Origin of the sequence: Variovorax paradoxus, assembly GCA_016806145.1 — a bacterium.
GTDB lineage: Bacteria > Pseudomonadota > Gammaproteobacteria > Burkholderiales > Burkholderiaceae_C > Variovorax.
The window spans coordinates 891167-910393 of record CP063167.1; the positions used below are offsets into that span (position 1 = coordinate 891167).

A 19227-nucleotide genomic window follows, 5' to 3' on the forward strand; every position below is an offset into this window, starting at 1 on the left:
TCAGTCCCTCCCGGCTGCAGCCATGGACTCTTCGACCGCCGAAGGCGACTCAGGCAGCGACTGCCCGCCGTCGACGATCAATGTCTGCCCCGTGATTGCGCTGGCCTCGCGGCTTGCGAGGAACAGAGCGCCGTTGGCAATGTCCTCGACTGCCGCGAGACGGCCCAGCGGGCTCATCACGAGCTTCTTGCGCTGATAGTCGGTCTTGTGTGCAGGCTGTTCGTCGGTGCGCACATTGCCCGGCAGCACCGCATTCACGGTGATCCCCCAAGGAGCGAGTTCAATCGCGGCGCAGCGCATGAAGCCCAGTTGTCCGGCCTTGCTGGCCGCGTAGTGTGCATAGCCCGGATAGCCGCCGGTCGTGCCGGTGATCGAGCCGACGATGACGATGCGCCCGTCGCGCTGTGCCTTCATCGCATCCAGACAGGCCTGCACCGACAGGAATGTGCCCTTAAGGTTGACGCTGGTCATGACGTCGAAGTCGCCTGCTGTCATCTCGTCGATGCGCGCGCGCGGGAAGATTCCAGCGTTCGCGCACAGCACGTCGATGGCACCATATCGGGCAAGCGCCGCGGCGGCCATGCCGCGCGTGGCCTCTGGGTCGGTGATGTCGGCGGCAAAGCCCGAAGCGGCACCACCGATCTCCTTGGCGGTGCGCTGGGCGTCTTCCAGCCGCCGTGCCACCACGAGCACCTGCATGCCGGCGGCCGCGAAGCGTGCGGCGATGCCACGGCCGATGCCCCGGCTCGCACCGGTAACGATGGCCGTACGCCCTTGCATGGATGCGAACATCAGCGCGCCTCCGCGTCGGTGGCGTCGAAGCCCGGGAATGGCGCAGGATCGACGAACCGGCGCAGCACGTTGGCGGTGATGCGGCTTACGTTGTTGTCGTAGTCCCGGTGCGCAAGCGCCATGCCCCAGGCGATGGAACCGGTGGTGAACACGGCGCCGCCGCGCGCGGTGGGAAAGAAGGTCATATCAGCACAGATCTGGTTGTTTTGATCTCCGCCCAGGCCGCGGTGGCTCACGCCAAACTCCTCCGGGGTGGCGAGGCCACCCGAGCCAAAGTCATCGGCCGTAGCCACGCGCAGAAGGTGCGGTGGCGACCCCAGACGCGTGTCGACGCGATCGATCTCATGACCGCCCGCGCCCCCGCGAAGACCGAAGTCGCCGATGACCTCCTGTTCACCCACGCCCTCGAAGATGAACGCTACACGTGGATCGAAGCTGTCGGGCAGCCGCCGATAGGCACAGCCGCGGTCGAACACCTGGGCATCGAAGCCCACACCGACCAAACGCTGTGGCGCACGTCCATTGCTTCGCCATAGGCCGCTGGGCTCACCGGTGCTGGACAGGCCGTTCTCGCCAGGCTCACCCTCCCAGGTACGCGTGCCGGTGAGACCGCGGCGAATCTCGATGCGACCGGGCTTTGTCGGGTGGAAGGCCGTGCGCCAGTAGAAGCCGTTGCCGCCGAGGTAAACATGCCGGCCACCGCCGGCCTGGTAGGTCTCGAAAGCATCGAGCATCTGTCGGGTGTAGTACTCGGGGTGGCAGCCGGTGAGCACACAGCCATAGCCTGCGAGCAGCTGCGCGCCATGGCGGTGGATATCGGAGTCGGTGATGACGTCGTAAGGAATGCCCGTACTGTCGAGCCAGTCGATCACACGGGTGTCCATCTGGTAATAGCCACCACCATGGGGACGCATATTGAGGATAGGCCGCGCGGCGCTCGCGTAGCACCAGCCGCTGCCGTCGGCGTGGGTGTCGTAGGTCGAGAGCCCCAGCTCGCGGTGCTCCTGCAGGTAGGCATCGTCGGGTCCCAGCACCAACAGTTGCTCGAGCATTGCCTCGGTAGGTTGCAGGTCGAGGCGGATCGCACTGTTCGAGTAGGCGAGGAAGGTCGCGGTCGAAGCAACGAAGGCCAGTCGCGCTCTTGCCTTTCCGGGCTGCGCGCCGATGAAGAACGGCACGTGGCTCTCGACCGGCTGCCCGTCGACGTCCGTGGCATTCAACCGCAGCGCGTAGAAACCACTGGGCCAGTCTGCGGGAATTTTCAAGGACAGATTGGTCTGCCAACGGCAGTCGTCGATGTCATCGTTGTGGAAATGGATGGCGCCGTACTCCTCGGTCGCTTCGGTCCAATGCGGCGTGCGCGCGCTCCAGTTGGCACCGGTCACAGCTCGCGTGGGCGCGTTACGCAACACGCCATGCAAGCCGTGAGGGCCACGATCAACGATGTTGTCGCTGCTGATGCCCTCCGAGAAATCCCAGGCCGCGACGAGCTCGGCGTCGCCACGTGCGGGCCACAGCGATGCGGCGCTCGCGCGCAGAGCCTCGGGAGAATGCACGCCAGCGTGCAAGCGCGGGCGATCGATCTTTCCGTTGAAGTGCCCCACCGCAAGGCGTTTTGCGCCATCACCATCGAGCAGGTGCGCGGCGAAGCACAGCGACAAATCTACGGGCCAAGCAGCGTGCGGCGGCGCCATGCCTGCACCCGAAGCACTGCGATCTCGCCCGGCAAGAACGTCCAGACTGAGCTGAAACACCTCCAGCTTGCCGCTGGTTGCGTCGTAGCTCGCTCCAATGAACGCCCACTCTCGCTCAAGTAGCGCGCGAGAGGCGGTGGCCGAACAGAGGCGGCCAGCCACTCCGATCGCGAAGCTCGCATGACCCTGCGGATCGAGCCCCAGACGCCAGCCTTCCTGTGTGTCCTCACGCCAGCGCGCCACAACGGTCTGCGCGCCGGCGTCGAGCAAGGTCGGCCAGACCCAGCAACCGAGGCTGAATGAACCCAGGGCGCGCAGCGCGGGCGCATCGTCAACCAGTCCGCAGGAGCCGGCACGGATCGGCTGATGGTTGAGCGCGACCTCACCATCCAACGGTGAGGGCATAGCCAACAGCCGAACGCCTGGCCCCGAGGGATCGGGGTCGCCGCAGCGGATCTTTACGATCTGCGCGCGGGCCGAGGCGAGCGTGGCGCTGCTGAGCTTGAATTCGACGGTCGAGCCGCAAGCGGCTTCGATCGGCGCGGCATAGCCGATGACGGCAACGGTATTCAGCATGGGGGCCTCAGTCGAGGTTCAGGTTCGAGATCGATTCACCGGTGAGCAATTCCCAGCGCAGGCAGAACACCGCCCATTCCGCATCCGCGATGCTGGTGAACACCTGCGCGGGGAAGGTCTTTAACGGCTCGCCGCGCCGCGCGGGCAGTTGCGCCAACATCCAGCGCCGGCCCGGCTCCAGCACGAGCAGCACGTGTCGCAGCCCTGCCCCGGACCAACGCATGCGGTAGAGCACCTGTTGCAACTCCAGGCTGTAGTGCCCGCGAGGGGTGCGGCGGAACTCTCGCGCCAGGTCAAGGCGCTTGGGATCGATGAGATAACGTGCCTGGGATGCGTCTGTGGTGAGCATGAACGGGCCACTTTCGTGATGGCGAAGGAACGTCTCGATCAGGCCTTCTTGATGTTGTGAAACAGCGGCGAGCCATCGAGCATGCCGCTCAGGCTCTTACGGTAGGCAGCTGGCTGCAGCATCAGTCCCGTCGGGATGTAGGGCACATCCTGGAAGGCCTGCAGTTGCATCTCTCGGGCCAACCGCTGCTGTTCCGGCAGCGCCGCGGCACTGAAAAAGGAATCGAGCAATGCCTCGTGCTTGGCGCTCTCAGGCCAGCCGAAGGTGCCCTTTGCCCCAACCCCTCGCATGTAGGTGTGCAGCGGCGGGCTTGTGGTGATGATGCCCGGCACGAAGTTACAGAAGAGGCTCCAACCACCTTTGTCGATTGGCTGCTTCGATGCCAGGCGCTGCAGCACCGTGCCCCAGTCGAGCGACTGGTAGTCGAGGTTGATGCCCACACGTTTGAAGAAGTCGCCCGCTACTTCGCTCATGGCATTGAGCACCGCAAAATCGGTTGGCACCAACATGACCACCTTTTCGCCCTTGTAACCGGCGGCCGCGAGATCCTTCTTCACCTTGTCCAAGCTTCTTGCGCTCGTGAGCGACGCCATGCCGCCGTCATTGGCATAGGGGGTGCCGGGCAGGAAAAAGCCCACGTTGTCGCGCCAGCGCAGCTTGTCCTCGCCCATCGCAGCCATCATGTAGTCCGACTGCGTGATGCCAGCGAGCAGCGCGCGTCGCACTGCGGGCTTGTCGAACGGTGCGTTGAGCTGGTTGAAGCGGATCATCGCCATGGAGCCGGCCTTGTCATGGACCTGCACATTGATGTCCTTGTGGCCACGCAACACCGGGATCAGGTCGGGAATCGGCTGTTCCCACCAATCCACTTCGCCAGACTGCAGCGCCGCCGCGGCGGTGGCGGCATCGGGGATGGTGTGCCACTCGACGCGATCGACGTAGGCGATCTTCGCACCCGAGGTGAAGGCGGGTGCCCCTTCCCGCGGCACGTAGCCCGTGAACTTCTGATACACCACGCGCGATCCCGGCACTCGCTCACCGGACACGAAGCGGAAAGGCCCACTGCCCACCATCTCGGTCACCTGCACCGAGGGCTCGGTGGCCGCCAGTCGCGCCGGCATGATCGGACACATGCCGCTGGTCTTGCTCAGCGCAAGCGGCAGCAGAGGAAACGGCTTCTTGAAGCGGAAGCGTAGAGTTTTGTCGCTCGGCGCGCTGAGTTCGTCGAGCTGCGCGCGCATCAGTTGCCCGAGTACGTCGACCTTGGCCCATCGCTCGATGCTGGCAACGGCATCACGCGCGAGGACCGGCGTTCCGTCATGAAACACGAGCTTGTCGCGCAGCGTGAGCGTCCAGGTCTTGCCGTCATCGCCGACCTGGTGCCCTCCGACCATCTGCGGCTGCGGCTGGAACTGGTTGTCCATGCCGTAGAGCGTGTCGAAGACCATCATTGCGTGATTGCGCGTGACAAGGCCCGTGGTCTGCACCGGATCGAGCAGCGCGAGATCGGCCTGAGGGACGAACTTGATCACCTTGGCTTGCTGGCCGATGGCGAAGCCCGGCATCAGTGCACCGGCGGCGCCGGCCTTGAGGACATCTCTGCGTTTCATGCGAATCTCCAGGAGCGATGAGGGGGGTCGAAGGTTTGGGAAGCAGTGACTCAGGCGGGCTCGGTCGCGAGTGCGGCGCGGCGCAGGCGCTCCATCACGCGTGCATCGTTTTGCGGTGGCAGCGCAGCGTGGCTGCGACGCAGTTCAGCGAAGGCGTCGTCCGTGCGCTCGAGGGTTCGGTCCACATCGTCGGGCGTGAGCGCCGCATTGATGAACATGTTGTGGTACGGGTGCAGATAGACACCGCGGCGCACGGCAGCCGCGGTCCATGCATATCCCACACGCATGTCCGCGTCGTCTTCGAAGAAGATCTGGGGCATCTGTACGGGGCCGGTCTGGCGCAGCGCAAAGCCGTGGCTGGCGGCCTGCGCGTGCAGGCCATCACGCAGGAGTTGGCCCGTCTGCGCGATGCGCTCGAGGTAGTCGGTGTCGCGGATCAGTTGCAGCGTGGCGATCGCCGCTTCCATGGGAACGGCCGAGAACCAGAAGGAGCCGGTCACGTAGATGCTCTTGGCTGCGTCGCGCGCCTTGTCCGACCCCAGCATGGCCGAGATCGGATGCCCGTTGGCAATGCACTTGCCCCAGGTGCTCAGGTCGGGCTGTACGCCAAGCGCGGACCAACTGCAGTCGCGCGCCATGCGAAAACCTGCGCGCACGTCGTCCACGACCAGCAGTGCATCGCGCTCGTCGCACGCGCGCCGCACCTCTCGTGCATAGTCGGCGCCCGGCAAGTATTGGTCGCTGAAGGCCTCATGTCGAAACGGCGTGGCGAAGATGCCCGCAAGATCGTCGCCGGCGAGTTCAACGGCCGCCGCCAGGCTGGCAAGATCGTTGTAGCGAAACGGGATGATGTGCGCGCGGTCTTCGGGCGTGCTGCCCACGGCTTGCGGCATGCACCACGGCGCCGCGCCGTGGTAGGCGCCCTGTGCGAGCAACACCTTGCGGCGCTGGCGATAGGCCCGTGCACACACCAATGCCATGGCCGTGGCATCCGTGCCGTTCTTGCAGAACATCGCCCAGTCGGCATGGCTCACCATATCGACGAACAACTCAGCCAGACGCACCATCGCGTCGGTCGGCCCCGTCATCGTGTCGCCACGCTGCGCCTGCGCGCGTGCGGCCGCCTCGACCTTGTCATGCCCGTAACCCAGTAGGTTGGGGCCGAATGCGCACATGTAGTCGATGTATTCGTTGCCGTCTACGTCCCACAACCGCGTGCCCTGCGCGCGCTGGAAAAACTGGGGGAAGTCTGCCGGCAGCAGCCGCGTCGATTCATGGCCGTACATGCCGCCTGGCATGACGCGCTGTGCGCGCGCTTGAAGCGCCTTGTCCTGGGTATTCGTCCACATGGGAGACCGTCCTTTGGTGGTGTTGATGTCGATGATCGGCAACGAAACGCCATCCAGCGTCACGCCTTACTCGATATTAATTGATAGAAAATTCGACTTCAACAAAATTTTGCCCTCACGGGCTTCTGTTCAAAATGGTGCATCGCAGCGAATTTCAGGCACCCAAGCGTCCCACTTGCGGGTAGCGCCCAGGCGACAACGACACTGATGCAAGGTCAGTGCCAAGACGAATACTATTTAAAGATTATTCGACTATGAACGCGGAAAACCCGCATGGCCAGGACACGGCCGAGGCCCCGACCTCTCAGCGTCGGGGTTCCATTACCTCGGGCATGAAGCAACGCAGGTAGACCACCGCGGCACGCACCGACTCGGTGATGTACTCGTCCGTGATGCGCCCATGGGCGCTGTATGACAGCGCCCAGACGCCGTCGGAGATCGCAAGAGCGACGGCCAGGCGCCTCTCAAAGTCCGGGATCCGGGGCGTCTCGAAGTACCGCAGGAACTGATCCGCACGCATGCGCGTGAGCACCGTGTTGCCGTGCATGTCGAGGTTGCGCACCTGCACGCTCACTCCCGCTCCCATGAACAAGCGCAAGGCAGCTGGATGTGCATTCAAGTAAGACGACGAGCGCCGCTGGTTGCGCTCCACCATCTCCTGCCAGGTTTCCGGAATCGGATCGTGCGGCTGGGCGGCCAAGCGCCACAGCTCGGCATGGAAGCGCTGGGCCAAGGCCACGAAGGCAGCGTTGCGATTGGGGAAGAAGTGGTAGACCGAGGCCAGAGGAACACCTGCGATCTCCGCGATCTGCGCCAAGCTGATCTCTTCGTTCTGGTTGTCGGCCAGCAACTTTTCCGTTGCGTCGAGCAACGCGTCGAAACGCTCCTGGGCGTGCTTTCGCACGGGATTGCGGGGGCCGCTGCGCGGCCGGGCGACGGGTTCGGAACTCATGGGGTCCTCGGACTGGTGCAGAAGCGTTCTCGCTTCCGGATGAGAGCGATCCTAGCGCCCCTCGCACCCTGAGCCCTTCACATCCACCACGGCCAACCCACACGGGGCACAAACTCCATACAAATGCATGCGCCCCAAGGTCTGCATTCAATCAACTGCTCTGCGCAGCCATCATCGGTTTTGTGAACGAGTGCATCTACGCCATGCTGGCGCTGGTCATGATCTATCGCGCGACCCATCACGTGAACTTCGGGCAAGGCGAGATGGCGATGTTCTCCACCTATATCGCCTGGTCGTTGCTCGAGGCCAGCGTGCCGTACTGGGTCGCAGGCATTGCAGCCATTGCTTTCGGTTTCGCTGCCGGCGCCCTGATCGAACGCGTCGCCTTGCGGCCGCTGCATAACGCGCCGTTGCTTTCGATCGTGACGGTCTTCGTGGCACTGATGATCATCATCCAGAGCGCGGCCGGGCTGCTGTTTGGCCATGAAAGCCACAGCTTCGCGAGTCCGTTCGAGGCCTGGAGCCCCTGGGCCAGGGCATGTTGTCGGGCCGTCACCCCAGAATCCCATCGACATGAAGGAGAAATGAAGCATGCTGAATCGCAACAGGCCGCTTGAGGGGCCTAGTGGCCGTGGTGACGGGCGCAACGCGAGGCGTCGGCAAGGGCGTCGCGCTGGCGCTCGGTGAAGCGGGGGGCGTTGGTCTATGCGACCGGGCGCACGCTCGAGGCTGGCGCGTCGAACTGGCCGGGTTTTATCAAGAGCGAGAAGTTCCTCGCTCAGCCGGACCGGGTCCCTGCACCACTGGCCAAGCGGATCATGGAAAGCGGGGAGTCCTCCGAGTTCGCTGGGCGGGCTATGGTCGGCTTGGCGGCCGATCCAGCGATCATGGAGAAGAGCGGTCGACTGCCTCTTGCCGTCGCGGATCTCGTACTGCTCCCCGCTGAAAAGCATGGATGCCGCGGGCCGTGCGATGCACGCCAAGCGGCGGCTCCTCGGTCATCTCCGCCTCGGCGACGATGCTCCTGGTCGTTGCCTCCCATCCCGGAAACGCGGTGCTGGCCGTCTTGCGCACGAGGCTGCGGCCGCCGTCGCAGCCGACGAGATACGCGGCGCGCAACGCTTCCCCCCGGAAAGCTCGACGGTGACGCCCGCCTCGTCCTGCACGAAGCCCGCCAGGTCGCGCCACCTGTAGATCGCCACCGCGAGCTCGTCGATCCATGCGGGCATAGATGCGCTCGATGTGCTTCTGCCGCAGCCCCAGTCCGAAATTGTGCCGGGTCGGAAAGTCGCTGATGTCGAGTCAGGTGACCCCGAACCCCGTGACCTAAGCCTTCTGCCCCTGCGCGAGGAACCGCTCGAAGATGCCGCGCTGGTCCAGAACCTCGAGCGTGCGCGAGCCCAGGCCGCCGGCGCGCGAGCCGGCAAGCGCCTGGTCCGGGCTGCGCTCGACGATGGAGACGTCGACGCCTGCCAGTGCCAGTTCGCCGGCGAGCGCCAGGCCCGTCGGCCCCGCGCCAGCGATCATGACTGCATGTTCTTTCGTCCGTGAATCCTTCTCATTTGCTCACAAGTGGATGGGAGGTAACGGGCAATCGTTGCCCGACATGCGCGAAGGATCGCAAACGCCGCAGCAGGCCGCGCGGCGCAGTGACATTTGGGAACGTTCTTCACCGTCGCGATGTGCGCAGTATCGGGTCGCCGTCCGTTGGAAGCGCATCACGGCGATTCCCGCCCTCTGGAGTTGAAACAAATGATTCTCTCGCGAACCGTCTTCAAGCTTGCCGCCGCAGGCCTCGTTGCCGCTGGCGCCCTGACCGTCGCCGCAACGGCCAACGCCGACACCAGCTGGTCCGTCGGCATCAACGTCCCCGGCGTGGTCGTGAACGAGCCGGCCCCCGTCTACACCTATCCGGCGCCGACCTACTACCAGGCTCCGCGCCCGGTCTACTCCGTTCCGCCGCCCGTCTACTACGAGCCGGCCGCGCGCTGGGAGGAACGTCGCGCCGAACGCTGGGAAGAGCGCCGTGCCGAGCGTCGCGAATGGCGCCGCCGCCAGTGGGAGCGCGAGCAGTACCACCGCTACTACGAGAATCGCGACTGAGGTCGGCGGCCTCGCGTGCAGGGCCGCCTCCTCCGCACCTGCGCTTCAGCCCTGCGCGGGCAATGGCTTCGTGAGCGCTGCGGGCGCGACCTGTCGACCGACCAGCCCGCCCACCGCCAGCAGCGCGAGCACGTAGGGCAAGGCGATCAGCAAGGCGCTGGGCACCTCGATGCCCATCGCAGGAAGCTGGAACTGCAGCGCAGTGGCGGCTCCGAAGAGACAGCAGGCCATCACGGTCCGGCCAAGGCGCCAGTTGCCGAAGATCACCGCCGCGATCGCCAGGTAGCCGGCGCCGCCGGTCATGCCTTCCGTGAAGGTGTGGATGTCACCGATCGACAGGAAGCAGCCCGCCAACGCGGACGTGAAGCCGGTGAATAGCACAGCGCCGTACCGGATGCGGCTCACCTTCAACCCCGAATGGCTCGCCGCCTGCGGCGACGTGCCCGCAGCATGGATCGCCAGGCCGAGCGCAGTGGCGCGCATCACCCAGCCCACCAACACGATCAGCACGATGGCGGCATAGAGCAGCCATGCCTGCCGGAAGACCTGCTCGCCCAGGTGCGGGATCTCCGACAGGCCGGGTGGCGCCCACTTGTCCAGGCCCGGGATCTCGGCGCGCGAGCGGCTGCCGAAGATCGCCCGGTAACCCAGGGTGGTCGCGCCGAGCACCAGGATGTTGATGCCGATGCCGGTGACGATCTGGTTGGCGCGCAGCGTGATGCTCAGAAAGGCCTGGAGCCACGCGATGGGCAGCACGCACAGCACGCCGCAGAGCAGGCCGAGCAACGGCGAGCCGGTGGCCCACGAGGCGGTGGCGCCTGCGAAGGCGCCGGCCAGCATGAGGCCCTCCACGCTCATGTTGAGCACGCCGGCCCGTTCGCTCACGAGCTCGCCGGTGGCGGCGAGCAGCAGCGGCGCGGCGAGCCGGATGCTCGAGCCGACGAAGACGGCGGCCAGTTCGGGATCGATCATTTGCGTCGCGCCTCCATGCGCTGGATGCCGATGGCTGCCCCGGCGAGCGTCACGATGATGAGACCCTGGATCACCACGACCAGGGCGGTGGGCACTTGCGCCACCATTTCCATGTTGATCCCGCCCGAACGCAGGAAGCCGAAGAGCAGCGAGCCCGCAACCACGCCGGTCGCGCTACCGCGTGCGAGCAGGCCCACCACCAGGCCGTCGAAGCCGTAGCCCGACGAGAAACCGGCCTTGAGCGTGTACTGCTCGCCCTGCAGCATGAAGGCGCCGGCAAGTCCACCGAAGGCGCCGGCTGCGCAGAGCGCGCCGATGGCGAGGCGGTCGATGGGCATGCCGGCGCGGCGGGCCGCGCGCGGGTTCAGGCCGGTGGCGCGAAGCTGCAGTCCCGTCACCGTGCGGTTGAGCAGCAGCGCCACCGCCACCGCCAGCACCACCCCGATCAGCAGGCCGACGTGCAGCGGCGTACCCGCATCGCCGGTGAGTAGCGGCAGCTGGGTCGCCACCGGAATCTCCAGCGACTCGGGCAGCGTCGCGCTGCTCGTCATCGGCCGGCGCAGCAGGTGCTCGGACTGCACGCTGCCGTACACCATCCAGATGGCGATGAAGGAAAGCAGCAAGGTCGCGATGACCTCGTTGGTGCCCATCTTGACGCGCAGGACGCCGGCGATGCCGCCCCAGAACGCGCCCGCCGCGCAGGCGCCGAGCATCGGAACGATGAAGGCCAGCCCCCACGGCAGCTGCGCCACTGGTGGCCACAGCGCGAGCGCCGTGGCCGTGATGCCGCCGACGGCAATCTGCCCTTCTCCGCCCACGTTCGTGAGGTTCGCGCGCTCGGCCAGGATGAAACCCAGGCCGACCAGCATGAGCACCAGCGCACGGTTGATAGAGGCAGCCAGCGCATAGGACGAGCCCCAGGCGCCGTCCGCGAACGCGGCGACCGCATCGCCCACGGGCACGCCGAGCGCGGCGATCAGCAAGGCACCGACGCCAAAGGCCAGCAGCACCGCGGCTGCCGAGACCTGCAGCGCAGGGGTCGGCCTAAGCCGCGACCAGGCAAGTACAGGACCGCTCATGGGGCGACCTCCTTTGCAACATCTTCCTTGTCACGGTGCCCGGCCATCCAGGCACCGATGCGCGCGCGGTCCGCGCCCGCCGTGGGGCATGTGCCCATCACCCGGCCCCGGTAGAGCACCAGCACGCGGTCGGCGACGCTCAGCAGTTCGTCGAGCTCCGACGAGATGAGCAGCACGCCGACCCCGCGGTCCGCGGCGGCCCGGATGTGGCCGTAGACGGCCTCGACCGCGCCGACATCCAGGCCGCGCGTGGGCTGCGCCGCCAGCAGGAAGCGCAGGCCCTCGAGCGTGAGCTCGCGCGCGAGCACCGCCTTCTGCTGGTTGCCGCCCGAAAGGCCTCCGAACGGCACGTCGGGACTGGCGGCGCGCACGTCATAGCGCTGCATGAGGTCGAGTGCCTCGCGGCGCATAGCCGCGCGGTCGAGGAGGCCGAAGCGCCGGAACCGGTCCAGGCGGTCGAGCATGATGTTCTCTGCGACGTTCATGCCTGTCACGCAGGCCAGCGCATGCCGGTCTTCGGGCACCACGCCGCAGCCCGCGGCGCTGAGCTGGCGCGGCGTGGCGCGCGTCATGTCCTCGCCGCAGACGAAATAGCGCCCCTCGGTGGGACGCAGCATTCCCGAAAGCACCGCGCCCAGCTCGCTCTGGCCATTGCCCTCGACGCCGGCGATGGCCACGATCTCGCCCGGCTCCACCACCAGGGTGAAGTTGTCCAGGCGCACCACGCCATCGACGTCGCGCACGGTGAGGCCGTCGGCCAGCAGCGCTGCCTCGCGCGTCGGGCTGCCCGGTGCCGGCCGGGACGCACGAGACGCCCGTACCGGCGCAGCGGCAGGCGCCTGCAGGTCGCGCTGGATCATCGCGCGCACCAGCGCGTCGATATCCTGTGCGGGCGCGTCCGAGCGCGCCACCACGCGGCCGCCGCGCAGGACGGTCGCACACCGCGCAACGCGCTGGATCTCGGCCAGCTTGTGGGTGACCAGCACCACGCCGCAGCCCTGCTGCGCCACGCGCGTACACACCGAGAGCAATGCCTCGATCTCCTGCGGCAGCAACACGGCGGTGGGTTCGTCGAGCACCAGCAGGCGCGGCTCGCGCACCAGGCACTTCACGATCTCCACGCGCTGGCGCTCGCCCACCGACAGGTCCTGCACCTTCGCATGCGGATCGAGCGCGAGCCCGTAGCGCTCCCGCATCGCGGCGATACGCGCCGCGCCGGCCTTGCGGTCGAGGACGCCGCGCACCTGGCCGAGCAGCAGGTTGTCGAGCACCGTCATGTCGGGCACGAGGCTGAAGTGCTGGTGGACCATCGCGATGCCGTGCGAAAGGGCATCCGCCGGCGAGCGCGGGCGAAACGCCCCGCCGGCCAGCGTCATCTGGCCCGCGTCCGCGGCGTGCACGCCGAAGACGAGATTGCATAGCGTGGACTTGCCGGCGCCGTTCTCGCCCAGCAGGCAGTGGACTTCGCCGGGATGGAGCGCCAGCGAGACGTCCTGCAGCGCCTGCAGCGCGCCGAAGCGCTTGGACAGCCCCTCCAGCTGCAGCAGCGGCGCGGCGGCTGGCGTTGCGGCGAACCCCGGGCCGCCGCCGCTGATGCCGTCACCGAGGCCGATGGCGTGGCGCTCGCGCATCAGCCCTCCAGCACCTTGATCTTGCCAGACAGGATGTCCTTCTTGATCTGCTCGAGCTTGGCCTTCTGTTCGTCGGTCGCCCCGCAGATGACCATGTCCGATGCGTTCGGCCCCATGGCCAGTCCGAAGGGCTTGTAGCCAGCCTTCCAGGTACCGCCGACGGCCTCCTTGATGGCGTACTGCACCTGATAGCCGACGCCGGTGATGCTGTAGGCGGGATAGAGCGGATCGGTGCCGCAGCGGTTGGTGTAACTGCCGATGATCTTCGTACCCTTCTCCTTTGCCGCCTGCTCCATGCCGCGCAGGCCGAGGTTCAGGATGTGATAGTGCACGTCGGCGCCCTGCGCGATGGCCGCCAGCGTGGCTTCCTTGGCCTTGGCCACGTTGTCGAAGTCGCCGGTGTAGTTCTCGAAGTACTTGATGCCGGGCTTGATGTACCTGGCGCCGTTGCCGAACTCCTTGCCGGCGTTGACGATGGAAGGGATCTCCATGCCGCCCACGTAGCTCACGGCCCCGTTCTTCGAGAGCATCGCGGCGGCGGCGCCCGCGACGAAGGCGATCTCGGCCTGCTTCACGTCGTAGCCGGCCACGTTGGCCGTCTCCTCGGCCTTGTTGCCGCCGACGATCGAAAAGTGCGTCTTGGGGAAGCGCTTGGCCACCTTGAGCACGGCGGCCTGCGTCTGGCCGCCTACGCCGATCACGAGCGCGTTCTTGCTGGCCAGGTTGGTCAGCGCCTGCTCCATGTCGGCGTAGTTGATGTTCTCGATCATCTGCACCTTGATCCTGGCGCCGTACTCCTTCTGCGCGGCCACGAGGCCGTCGTAGCCGGACTCCATCCATCCCTTGTCCGACTTGGACCCGGGAATGAGGATGCCGACCGCGAACGGATCGGCGGCCGAGGCCGGCAGGCTCAGCACGAGGGCGGTGAAGGCGCTGACGCCTGCGAGGACGGCGGCGCGGCGGGAGGGATACGGAATCTGCATGGCATGCCTTTCGCTAGTTGGAGGGTTAAGTAACTAATCAATTACTTACCGACAACGCATCGCAATAACAGTGCCAATGAATTCGCCGACTTTTTGCCGCATATCGGTGCGGCGACCGCAACGAATGCACCAGCCTGCGGCGATGCGCCCTTCGCCCGCACACCACCGGAGCCTTTGATGAAACGCCACCCTTATCTTCCCGATGCCCGGCCCGACGGCGCCCTGGGCCTGGGCCAGCAGTACTACTGGGTCGCCAGCGAGCGCGAGGTCGATATGTCCGTGGAGCCGCCCGCGCCGCTGCGCGCCCGGGTGCAGGCGCAGCCGCAGAACGTGGTGCTCGACCTGCGCCGCACGGCCATCGTCATCATCGATCTGCAGAACGACTTCTGCACCGAGGGCGGATGGGTCGACCACATCGGCGGCAACTATGCGGCGGACCGCACGCCGATCGCCCCGCTGCAGAAGCTGCTGCCCGGGCTGCGCCGCGCCGGCGTGCCGGTCGTCTGGGTCAACTGGGGCAACCGCCCGGACCTGGCCAACATGCCGCCCAACCAGATCCATCTGTACAAGAACAGCGGCACGGGCGTCGGCCTGGGCGACCCGCTGCCCGGCGGCAAGGGCCACGTGCTGCAGAAGGACTCGTGGGCCGCGGCCATCGTGGACGAGCTCGCACCGCACGAAGGCGACTTTCTGGTCGACAAGCACCGCATCAGCGGCTTCTGGGACACGCCGCTGGACAGCATCCTGCGCAACCTCGGGGTGCGCAGCATCCTCTTCGCGGGCTGCAACACCGACCAGTGCGTGCTGCACACGCTCACCGACGCCAACTTCCTGGGCTACGGCTGCGTGATGCTGAGCGACTGCTGCGCCACGAGCTCGCCGGACTTCTGCACCGAGGCGACGATCTGGAACGTCAAGAAGTGCTTCGGCTTCGTGACCGACTCGGCCGCCGTGCTCGCGGCGCTGCCCGCCTGATGCACACGGAGACCGCGCACGGCTCGGGCGGCTGGATGCCCGGCCCCCGCTGCGAGCGGCCCGCCACCGGCGTCGGCGCGCTGAACGGGGTGCGCCTGGGCGTGAAGGACCTCATCGACATCGCAGGTGCCCTCACCGGCGGCGGTAACCCGGACTGGGCCACCAGCCACGCGCCGGCCGTGCACGACGCGCCCTGCGTGGCCGCGCTGCGTGGCGCAGGCGCGCGGGTCGTCGGCAAGACGATCAGCGACGAACTCGCCTTCAGCCTGGAGGGCGAGAACGCCCACTACGGCGCGCCGCGCCATCCGCGCGACCCCGATCGGCTGCCCGGGGGGTCGTCCAGCGGCAGCGCCGCCGCGGTCGCATGGGCGGAGGTCGACTTGGCGCTGGGCACGGACACGGGCGGCTCGGTGCGCGTACCGGCGGCGTTCTGCGGGGTCGCCGCGATGCGGCCCACGCACGGCCGGATCCCGCTCGGCGGGGTCCTGCCCTTCGCACCGAGCTACGACACGGTGGGGTGGTTCGCGCGCGATACCGACCTGCTGCGCCGCGCCGGGCATGCGCTGCTCGGCACCGAAGCCCGCATCGGCAGCGCCCGGTCCGCGCCGCCCCTGCGCGTGTGCGTGGCCACGGACGCGCTGGCGCTGGCGGAGCCCGCGGTGCGCGAGCCGCTGGCCGCGTGGGCCCGCCTGATGCGCATCGACAGCGAGCGCAGCGCCTATGGCGGCAGCGACTGGCGCGACTGGTTCGAAGCCTATGCCGTGCTTCAGGGCCTGGAGATTCAGGCCCACGTCGGCCCGTGGATCCGGCGGCAGCGGCCGCGCTTCGGCGCTGCCATCGCGCCGCGCTTCGAGGCGGCGCTGGCGCTCGATGCCGCACAGGGAACGCGCTGGAGCGACTGGCGCGCCCAGGCCGCCGCGCGGCTGGCGCAGAGGATGAGCCCCGACGAGGCGTGGCTGATTCCCGCCGCACCCTGCTTCGCGCTGTCGCGCCGGGCCGATGCGGCTCAGCGCGGGGCCTTCTACAAGCGCGCACTGGCGCTCGGCGCGGTGGCCGGCCATGCGGGCCTGCCGCAGGTGGTGTTTCCGCTACCGGCTGCCGAGGGCCTGCCGCCTTACGCATCCTTCATCTCGGCCAGGGGCAATGACGAACGGCTGCTTGAACTTGCCGCGACACTAGCGCCTGCATTCCCATCCACACGATGAGCAAACTTTCCCCACGGCGGGCACCGGCCCAGGAGACGATCGCGCGGCGCGACGCCACACTCACGCGCGCGAAGCTCCTGGAAGCGGCGATCGACGAGTTCTCGAACGAGGGCTACAGCGGCGCGCGCACCGAACGCATCGCACGACTCGCCGGCACGAACATCCGCATGCTGTACCACTACTTCGGGAGCAAGGACGACCTGTACGTCGCCGTGCTCGAGGCGGTGATGGCCGACCTGCGGCACGAAGAACTCCGGCTGGACCCGGAGGCCGAGGAGCCGCTGACCGGCCTGCTGCACATCGCCGATTTCGTGGACCACCACTTCGCGACGCACCCGCGGCTGCGCAAGCTGCTGGCCTTCGAGAACCTCAACGAGGCGCGGCACCTCGCGCGCTCGAACCGGATCCCGGAGATGTCATCGCCGGTGATCGCGCTGATCCGCCGCCTGCTGGTGCGCGGGGTGGCGGCAGGCGTCGTGCGCAGCGGCATCGATGCGCTGCACCTGTACGTGGCGATGGTGAGCCTGTCGTACTACGGCCGCGCCCATGCGTTCACGCTGTCACGCATCTTCAACAAGGACCTGCAGGCCGCGGCCTGGCAGAAGGCGCACCAGAAGATGACCCGCCAGATGGTGGCAGCCTTCCTGACGCAGGCGCCATGAACGAACTTCCGCATGACTGCTTCCATGTCCGCTGAGCCCACGCACCATCCCGCCGCACCTGCTTCGGCCACCTCCCGGCGAGGCATGGTGACGAGCCCCCATCCGCTGGCCAGTGCGGCGGGCCTGGAGGTGCTGGCCGATGGCGGCAATGCGATCGAGGCCGCCATCGCCATGGCGGCCGTACTGTGCGTCGTGTGCCCGCACTTCACCGGGCTCGGAGGCGACGGTTTCTGGCTCATCGCGCAGCCCGGCGCGCCCGTGCGCGGCATCTCCGGCGTGGGGCAGGCCGCCGCAGCGCTCCCGCCGCTGTCGGGACCAGTCCCGCTGCGCGGCGGCGCGTCGGCATTGACCACGGCCGCGGCGGTGGACAGCTGGGCCCGGGCCTTCGACATCTCGGCGCGCAACTGGCAGGGCCGCCAGCGCTGGGCGTCACTGCTGTCTCGCGCGATCGAACATGCGCAGGAGGGCTTTGCCGTGTCGGCCTCGCAGCGCTTCTGGCACGAGATGCGGGCCGCGGAGGCGCAGCACTGGCACGGCTTCGACGCGGCGTTTCCCGTGGGGCCTTCGCACCAGCACCAGCGCCAGCCCGGGCTGGCGCACACGCTGTCGCGGCTCGCGGCGCACGGCCCGCGCGAGTTCTACGAAGGCGAAGTCGCGCACCGCCTCGCGGCCGGCCTGCAGGCCGCGGGTTCGCCGCTCACGCTGGACGACATGCGCGGCACCCGCGCCCGGGAAGTGACGCCGCTGGCCGTGCCCTACCGCGGCGGCACGCTGCTGAGCCTGCCGCCGCCGACACAGGGCTTCGCCACGCTGGAAGCCATGGGCATCCTCGGCGAGCAGGATTTCTCCGGCATCGCCGAAGGCAGCGCCGAGCACTTCCACCGGATGGTCGAGGCGATCAAGCTGGCCTTCGTCGACCGCGACCGCTTCCTGGCCGACCCCGATTTCACCGAGGTGCCCGTGCAGCGGCTGCTCGACGCCGCCTACATCCAACAGCAGGCGGCGCGGGCGCAGGCCGGCGCACGGGCGATGCCCTGGCCCCAGCGATTCCGCCACGGCGACACCGTGTTCTTCGCGGCCGCGGACGCCTCCGGGCGCGGTGCGGGCGTGCTCCAGAGCATCTACTACGACTGGGGCAGCGGTGTCGTGGCCGGCGACACCGGTGTGCTGTGGCACAACCGCGGCGCGGCCTTCCACCACGATGCGAACCATCCCAACGGGCTGCGCGGCGGCAAGCGGCCCTTCCATACGCTGAACCCCGTCGCTTTCATGCGCGACGGTCGGCCCGAGCTGCTGCTGGGCACGCAGGGCGCGGACGGGCAGCCGCAGACCCTGGTGGCGCTGCTCACCCGGCTGATCGACTTCGGCCTGGACCCCGCGCAGGCACTGGCAAGGCCGCGCTTCCTGCTCGGACGGACCTTCTCCGACAGCCGCGACAGCCTGAAGCTGGAGCAGGACGTGGGGCCCGAGGTGATGGCATCGTTGACCGCGCGCGGCCACGAGGTCGCGCCCATCGCCGCGCACAGCCCACTGGCAGGGCTGCCCGGCGTGATCCGCTTTGAAGCCGACGGCAGCCTGGCGGGCGCGCACGACCCTCGCGGTGATGGGGTCGCACTGGGTCTTTGAATGCCAGGCTGCCGGCAGCCCGGCCCTCAGGCCTTCTTCGCCCAGGCGCTGCACCCCCTGGCGTTGACCTGCTTGCCGGAGAACAGCGCGCAGCTGCTCTTCGGGTCGGTCGGCTTCGATTGCCACAGTGCGCAGCCGTTGCACAGCTGGGCGTTGTCGTGCTTCGGGGATTTCTTCGTATCGGCCCTGGCCGAATCCGCGACGTAGCCGAGCGCCACGGCTTGCGGCTCTTTCTCGTCGAGCTGGGCCTGCCCGAACGCACCGGAGGCGCAGGCGGCAGCGCCCGTCGCGGTGAGGGTCAGGATGAAGATGCGGCGGCTGGATGTGATCTGGAACTTTTGTCGTGTGTGGAACGGGTGCAAGGCCGTCCGGCGCGGCGTTGCGCTCATTCAGCCTCGCCAGCACGAGAACGCCCGTGGCCAGCAGCGTGGCGATGCAGAACCCGACGACCTGCAGAACTGCGTCCGATGTGACGTTCTTCATGGGGCGACCTCGCGGTGGATGTCTGGACTGGCCTGCGCTCATTCTTGAGCGGCCTGCTGCATGCTTGAGCAGGCTGCCGCACGCGGCGTTGCGCAGGATCAACCGCGCGAGTCGATGGGCGCGGGCGATGCGTCGACCGGAACCACCTCGTACAGCAGTTGCCCCTGGATCCCGGCCAGCGAGATC

General features: G+C 67.6%; 17 protein-coding genes and 1 pseudogene. 6 read left to right on the plus strand and 12 right to left on the minus strand.

The features are described from left to right. The 6 genes from fabG to INQ48_35160 form a co-directional block, all read right to left on the minus strand. The gene (gene fabG, locus INQ48_35135) at positions 1–792 is read right to left on the minus strand and encodes a 3-oxoacyl-ACP reductase FabG (protein ID QRF62749.1); all 792 of its coding nucleotides are present in this window, start codon (positions 790–792) and stop codon (positions 1–3) included. Beyond that, on the minus strand, positions 792–3062 hold the full coding sequence (locus INQ48_35140) for a N,N-dimethylformamidase (GenBank protein QRF62750.1): 2271 nt from the start codon (positions 3060–3062) through the stop codon (positions 792–794). The genes fabG and INQ48_35140 overlap by 1 nt, the downstream gene beginning before the upstream one ends. Before the next feature lie 7 nt (positions 3063–3069). Then, complete coding sequence (locus tag INQ48_35145; protein ID QRF62751.1) at positions 3070–3411, minus strand: hypothetical protein; 342 nt, start codon at positions 3409–3411, stop codon at positions 3070–3072. A gap of 38 nt (positions 3412–3449) precedes the next feature. Beyond that, positions 3450–5021 (minus strand): ABC transporter substrate-binding protein, encoded by a 1572-nt coding sequence (locus tag INQ48_35150; protein QRF62752.1) that lies wholly within the window; start codon positions 5019–5021, stop codon positions 3450–3452. Between the two features lie 50 nt (positions 5022–5071). Next, the gene (locus INQ48_35155; protein ID QRF63085.1) at positions 5072–6370 is read right to left on the minus strand and encodes an aminotransferase class III-fold pyridoxal phosphate-dependent enzyme; all 1299 of its coding nucleotides are present in this window, start codon (positions 6368–6370) and stop codon (positions 5072–5074) included. Positions 6371–6674: 304 nt separating this feature from the next. Then, complete coding sequence (locus INQ48_35160) at positions 6675–7322, minus strand: TetR/AcrR family transcriptional regulator (GenBank protein ID QRF62753.1); 648 nt, start codon at positions 7320–7322, stop codon at positions 6675–6677. 203 nt (positions 7323–7525) lie between these two features. Between INQ48_35160 and INQ48_35165 the strand changes: the two genes are divergently transcribed. Continuing rightward, positions 7526–7939 (plus strand): hypothetical protein, encoded by a 414-nt coding sequence (locus INQ48_35165; protein QRF62754.1) that lies wholly within the window; start codon positions 7526–7528, stop codon positions 7937–7939. 294 nt (positions 7940–8233) lie between these two features. Here the strand turns inward: INQ48_35165 and INQ48_35170 are convergent. After that, a pseudogene (locus INQ48_35170) lies at positions 8234–8849 on the minus strand (FAD-dependent monooxygenase). A 225-nt stretch (positions 8850–9074) separates the two neighbouring features. Between INQ48_35170 and INQ48_35175 the strand changes: the two are divergent. Then, positions 9075–9425, plus strand: a complete 351-nt coding sequence (locus INQ48_35175) for a hypothetical protein (GenBank protein QRF62755.1) — start codon at positions 9075–9077, stop codon at positions 9423–9425. Positions 9426–9470: 45 nt separating this feature from the next. On the opposite strand, the gene INQ48_35180 is transcribed toward INQ48_35175, so the two are convergent. Genes INQ48_35180 through INQ48_35195 form a run of 4 tightly spaced genes read right to left on the minus strand, consistent with a single transcriptional unit; the run spans position 9471 to position 14090 of the window. Then, positions 9471–10397 (minus strand): ABC transporter permease, encoded by a 927-nt coding sequence (locus INQ48_35180; protein ID QRF62756.1) that lies wholly within the window; start codon positions 10395–10397, stop codon positions 9471–9473. Then, positions 10394–11476 (minus strand): ABC transporter permease, encoded by a 1083-nt coding sequence (locus tag INQ48_35185; GenBank protein QRF62757.1) that lies wholly within the window; start codon positions 11474–11476, stop codon positions 10394–10396. The genes INQ48_35180 and INQ48_35185 overlap by 4 nt, the downstream gene beginning before the upstream one ends. After that, complete coding sequence (locus INQ48_35190; protein ID QRF62758.1) at positions 11473–13107, minus strand: ABC transporter ATP-binding protein; 1635 nt, start codon at positions 13105–13107, stop codon at positions 11473–11475. The genes INQ48_35185 and INQ48_35190 overlap by 4 nt, the downstream gene beginning before the upstream one ends. After that, positions 13107–14090, minus strand: a complete 984-nt coding sequence (locus INQ48_35195) for a BMP family protein (protein ID QRF62759.1) — start codon at positions 14088–14090, stop codon at positions 13107–13109. The genes INQ48_35190 and INQ48_35195 overlap by 1 nt, the downstream gene beginning before the upstream one ends. Positions 14091–14267: 177 nt before the next feature. On the opposite strand from INQ48_35195, the gene INQ48_35200 reads away from it, so the two are divergent. The 4 genes from INQ48_35200 to INQ48_35215 all read left to right on the plus strand — a co-directional run bounded on the left by INQ48_35200 (position 14268) and on the right by INQ48_35215 (position 18558). Continuing rightward, positions 14268–15065 carry a cysteine hydrolase gene (locus tag INQ48_35200; protein QRF62760.1) on the plus strand — a complete coding sequence of 266 codons (798 nt, stop codon included), beginning with the start codon at positions 14268–14270 and terminating at the stop codon, positions 15063–15065. Between the two features lie 35 nt (positions 15066–15100). Beyond that, a complete protein-coding gene (locus tag INQ48_35205; GenBank protein ID QRF63086.1) occupies positions 15101–16270 on the plus strand; it encodes an amidase in 1170 nt (389 codons plus the stop codon). Further along, entirely contained in the window at positions 16267–16932 is a 666-nt protein-coding gene (locus INQ48_35210; GenBank protein ID QRF62761.1) for a TetR family transcriptional regulator, read from the plus strand. Before INQ48_35205 ends, INQ48_35210 begins: the two co-directional genes overlap by 4 nt. 84 nt (positions 16933–17016) lie before the next feature. Then, positions 17017–18558 (plus strand): gamma-glutamyltransferase, encoded by a 1542-nt coding sequence (locus tag INQ48_35215; GenBank protein ID QRF63087.1) that lies wholly within the window; start codon positions 17017–17019, stop codon positions 18556–18558. A gap of 26 nt (positions 18559–18584) precedes the next feature. On the opposite strand, the gene INQ48_35220 is transcribed toward INQ48_35215, so the two are convergent. Then, entirely contained in the window at positions 18585–18947 is a 363-nt protein-coding gene (locus INQ48_35220) for a high-potential iron-sulfur protein (GenBank protein QRF62762.1), read from the minus strand. Positions 18948–19227: the final 280 nt, after the last annotated feature.

Coding starts and splice junctions, on each gene's coding strand:
- fabG (QRF62749.1), bottom strand. CDS start 792: ATGTTCGCATCCATGCAAGGGCGTACGGCCATCGTTACCGGTGCGAGC.
- INQ48_35140 (QRF62750.1), bottom strand. CDS start 3,062: ATGCTGAATACCGTTGCCGTCATCGGCTATGCCGCGCCGATCGAAGCC.
- INQ48_35145 (QRF62751.1), bottom strand. CDS start 3,411: ATGCTCACCACAGACGCATCCCAGGCACGTTATCTCATCGATCCCAAG.
- INQ48_35150 (QRF62752.1), bottom strand. CDS start 5,021: ATGAAACGCAGAGATGTCCTCAAGGCCGGCGCCGCCGGTGCACTGATG.
- INQ48_35155 (QRF63085.1), bottom strand. CDS start 6,370: ATGTGGACGAATACCCAGGACAAGGCGCTTCAAGCGCGCGCACAGCGC.
- INQ48_35160 (QRF62753.1), bottom strand. CDS start 7,322: ATGAGTTCCGAACCCGTCGCCCGGCCGCGCAGCGGCCCCCGCAATCCC.
- INQ48_35165 (QRF62754.1), top strand. CDS start 7,526: ATGCTGGCGCTGGTCATGATCTATCGCGCGACCCATCACGTGAACTTC.
- INQ48_35175 (QRF62755.1), top strand. CDS start 9,075: ATGATTCTCTCGCGAACCGTCTTCAAGCTTGCCGCCGCAGGCCTCGTT.
- INQ48_35180 (QRF62756.1), bottom strand. CDS start 10,397: ATGATCGATCCCGAACTGGCCGCCGTCTTCGTCGGCTCGAGCATCCGG.
- INQ48_35185 (QRF62757.1), bottom strand. CDS start 11,476: ATGAGCGGTCCTGTACTTGCCTGGTCGCGGCTTAGGCCGACCCCTGCG.
- INQ48_35190 (QRF62758.1), bottom strand. CDS start 13,107: ATGCGCGAGCGCCACGCCATCGGCCTCGGTGACGGCATCAGCGGCGGC.
- INQ48_35195 (QRF62759.1), bottom strand. CDS start 14,090: ATGCAGATTCCGTATCCCTCCCGCCGCGCCGCCGTCCTCGCAGGCGTC.
- INQ48_35200 (QRF62760.1), top strand. CDS start 14,268: ATGAAACGCCACCCTTATCTTCCCGATGCCCGGCCCGACGGCGCCCTG.
- INQ48_35205 (QRF63086.1), top strand. CDS start 15,101: ATGCCCGGCCCCCGCTGCGAGCGGCCCGCCACCGGCGTCGGCGCGCTG.
- INQ48_35210 (QRF62761.1), top strand. CDS start 16,267: ATGAGCAAACTTTCCCCACGGCGGGCACCGGCCCAGGAGACGATCGCG.
- INQ48_35215 (QRF63087.1), top strand. CDS start 17,017: ATGGTGACGAGCCCCCATCCGCTGGCCAGTGCGGCGGGCCTGGAGGTG.
- INQ48_35220 (QRF62762.1), bottom strand. CDS start 18,947: ATGAGCGCAACGCCGCGCCGGACGGCCTTGCACCCGTTCCACACACGA.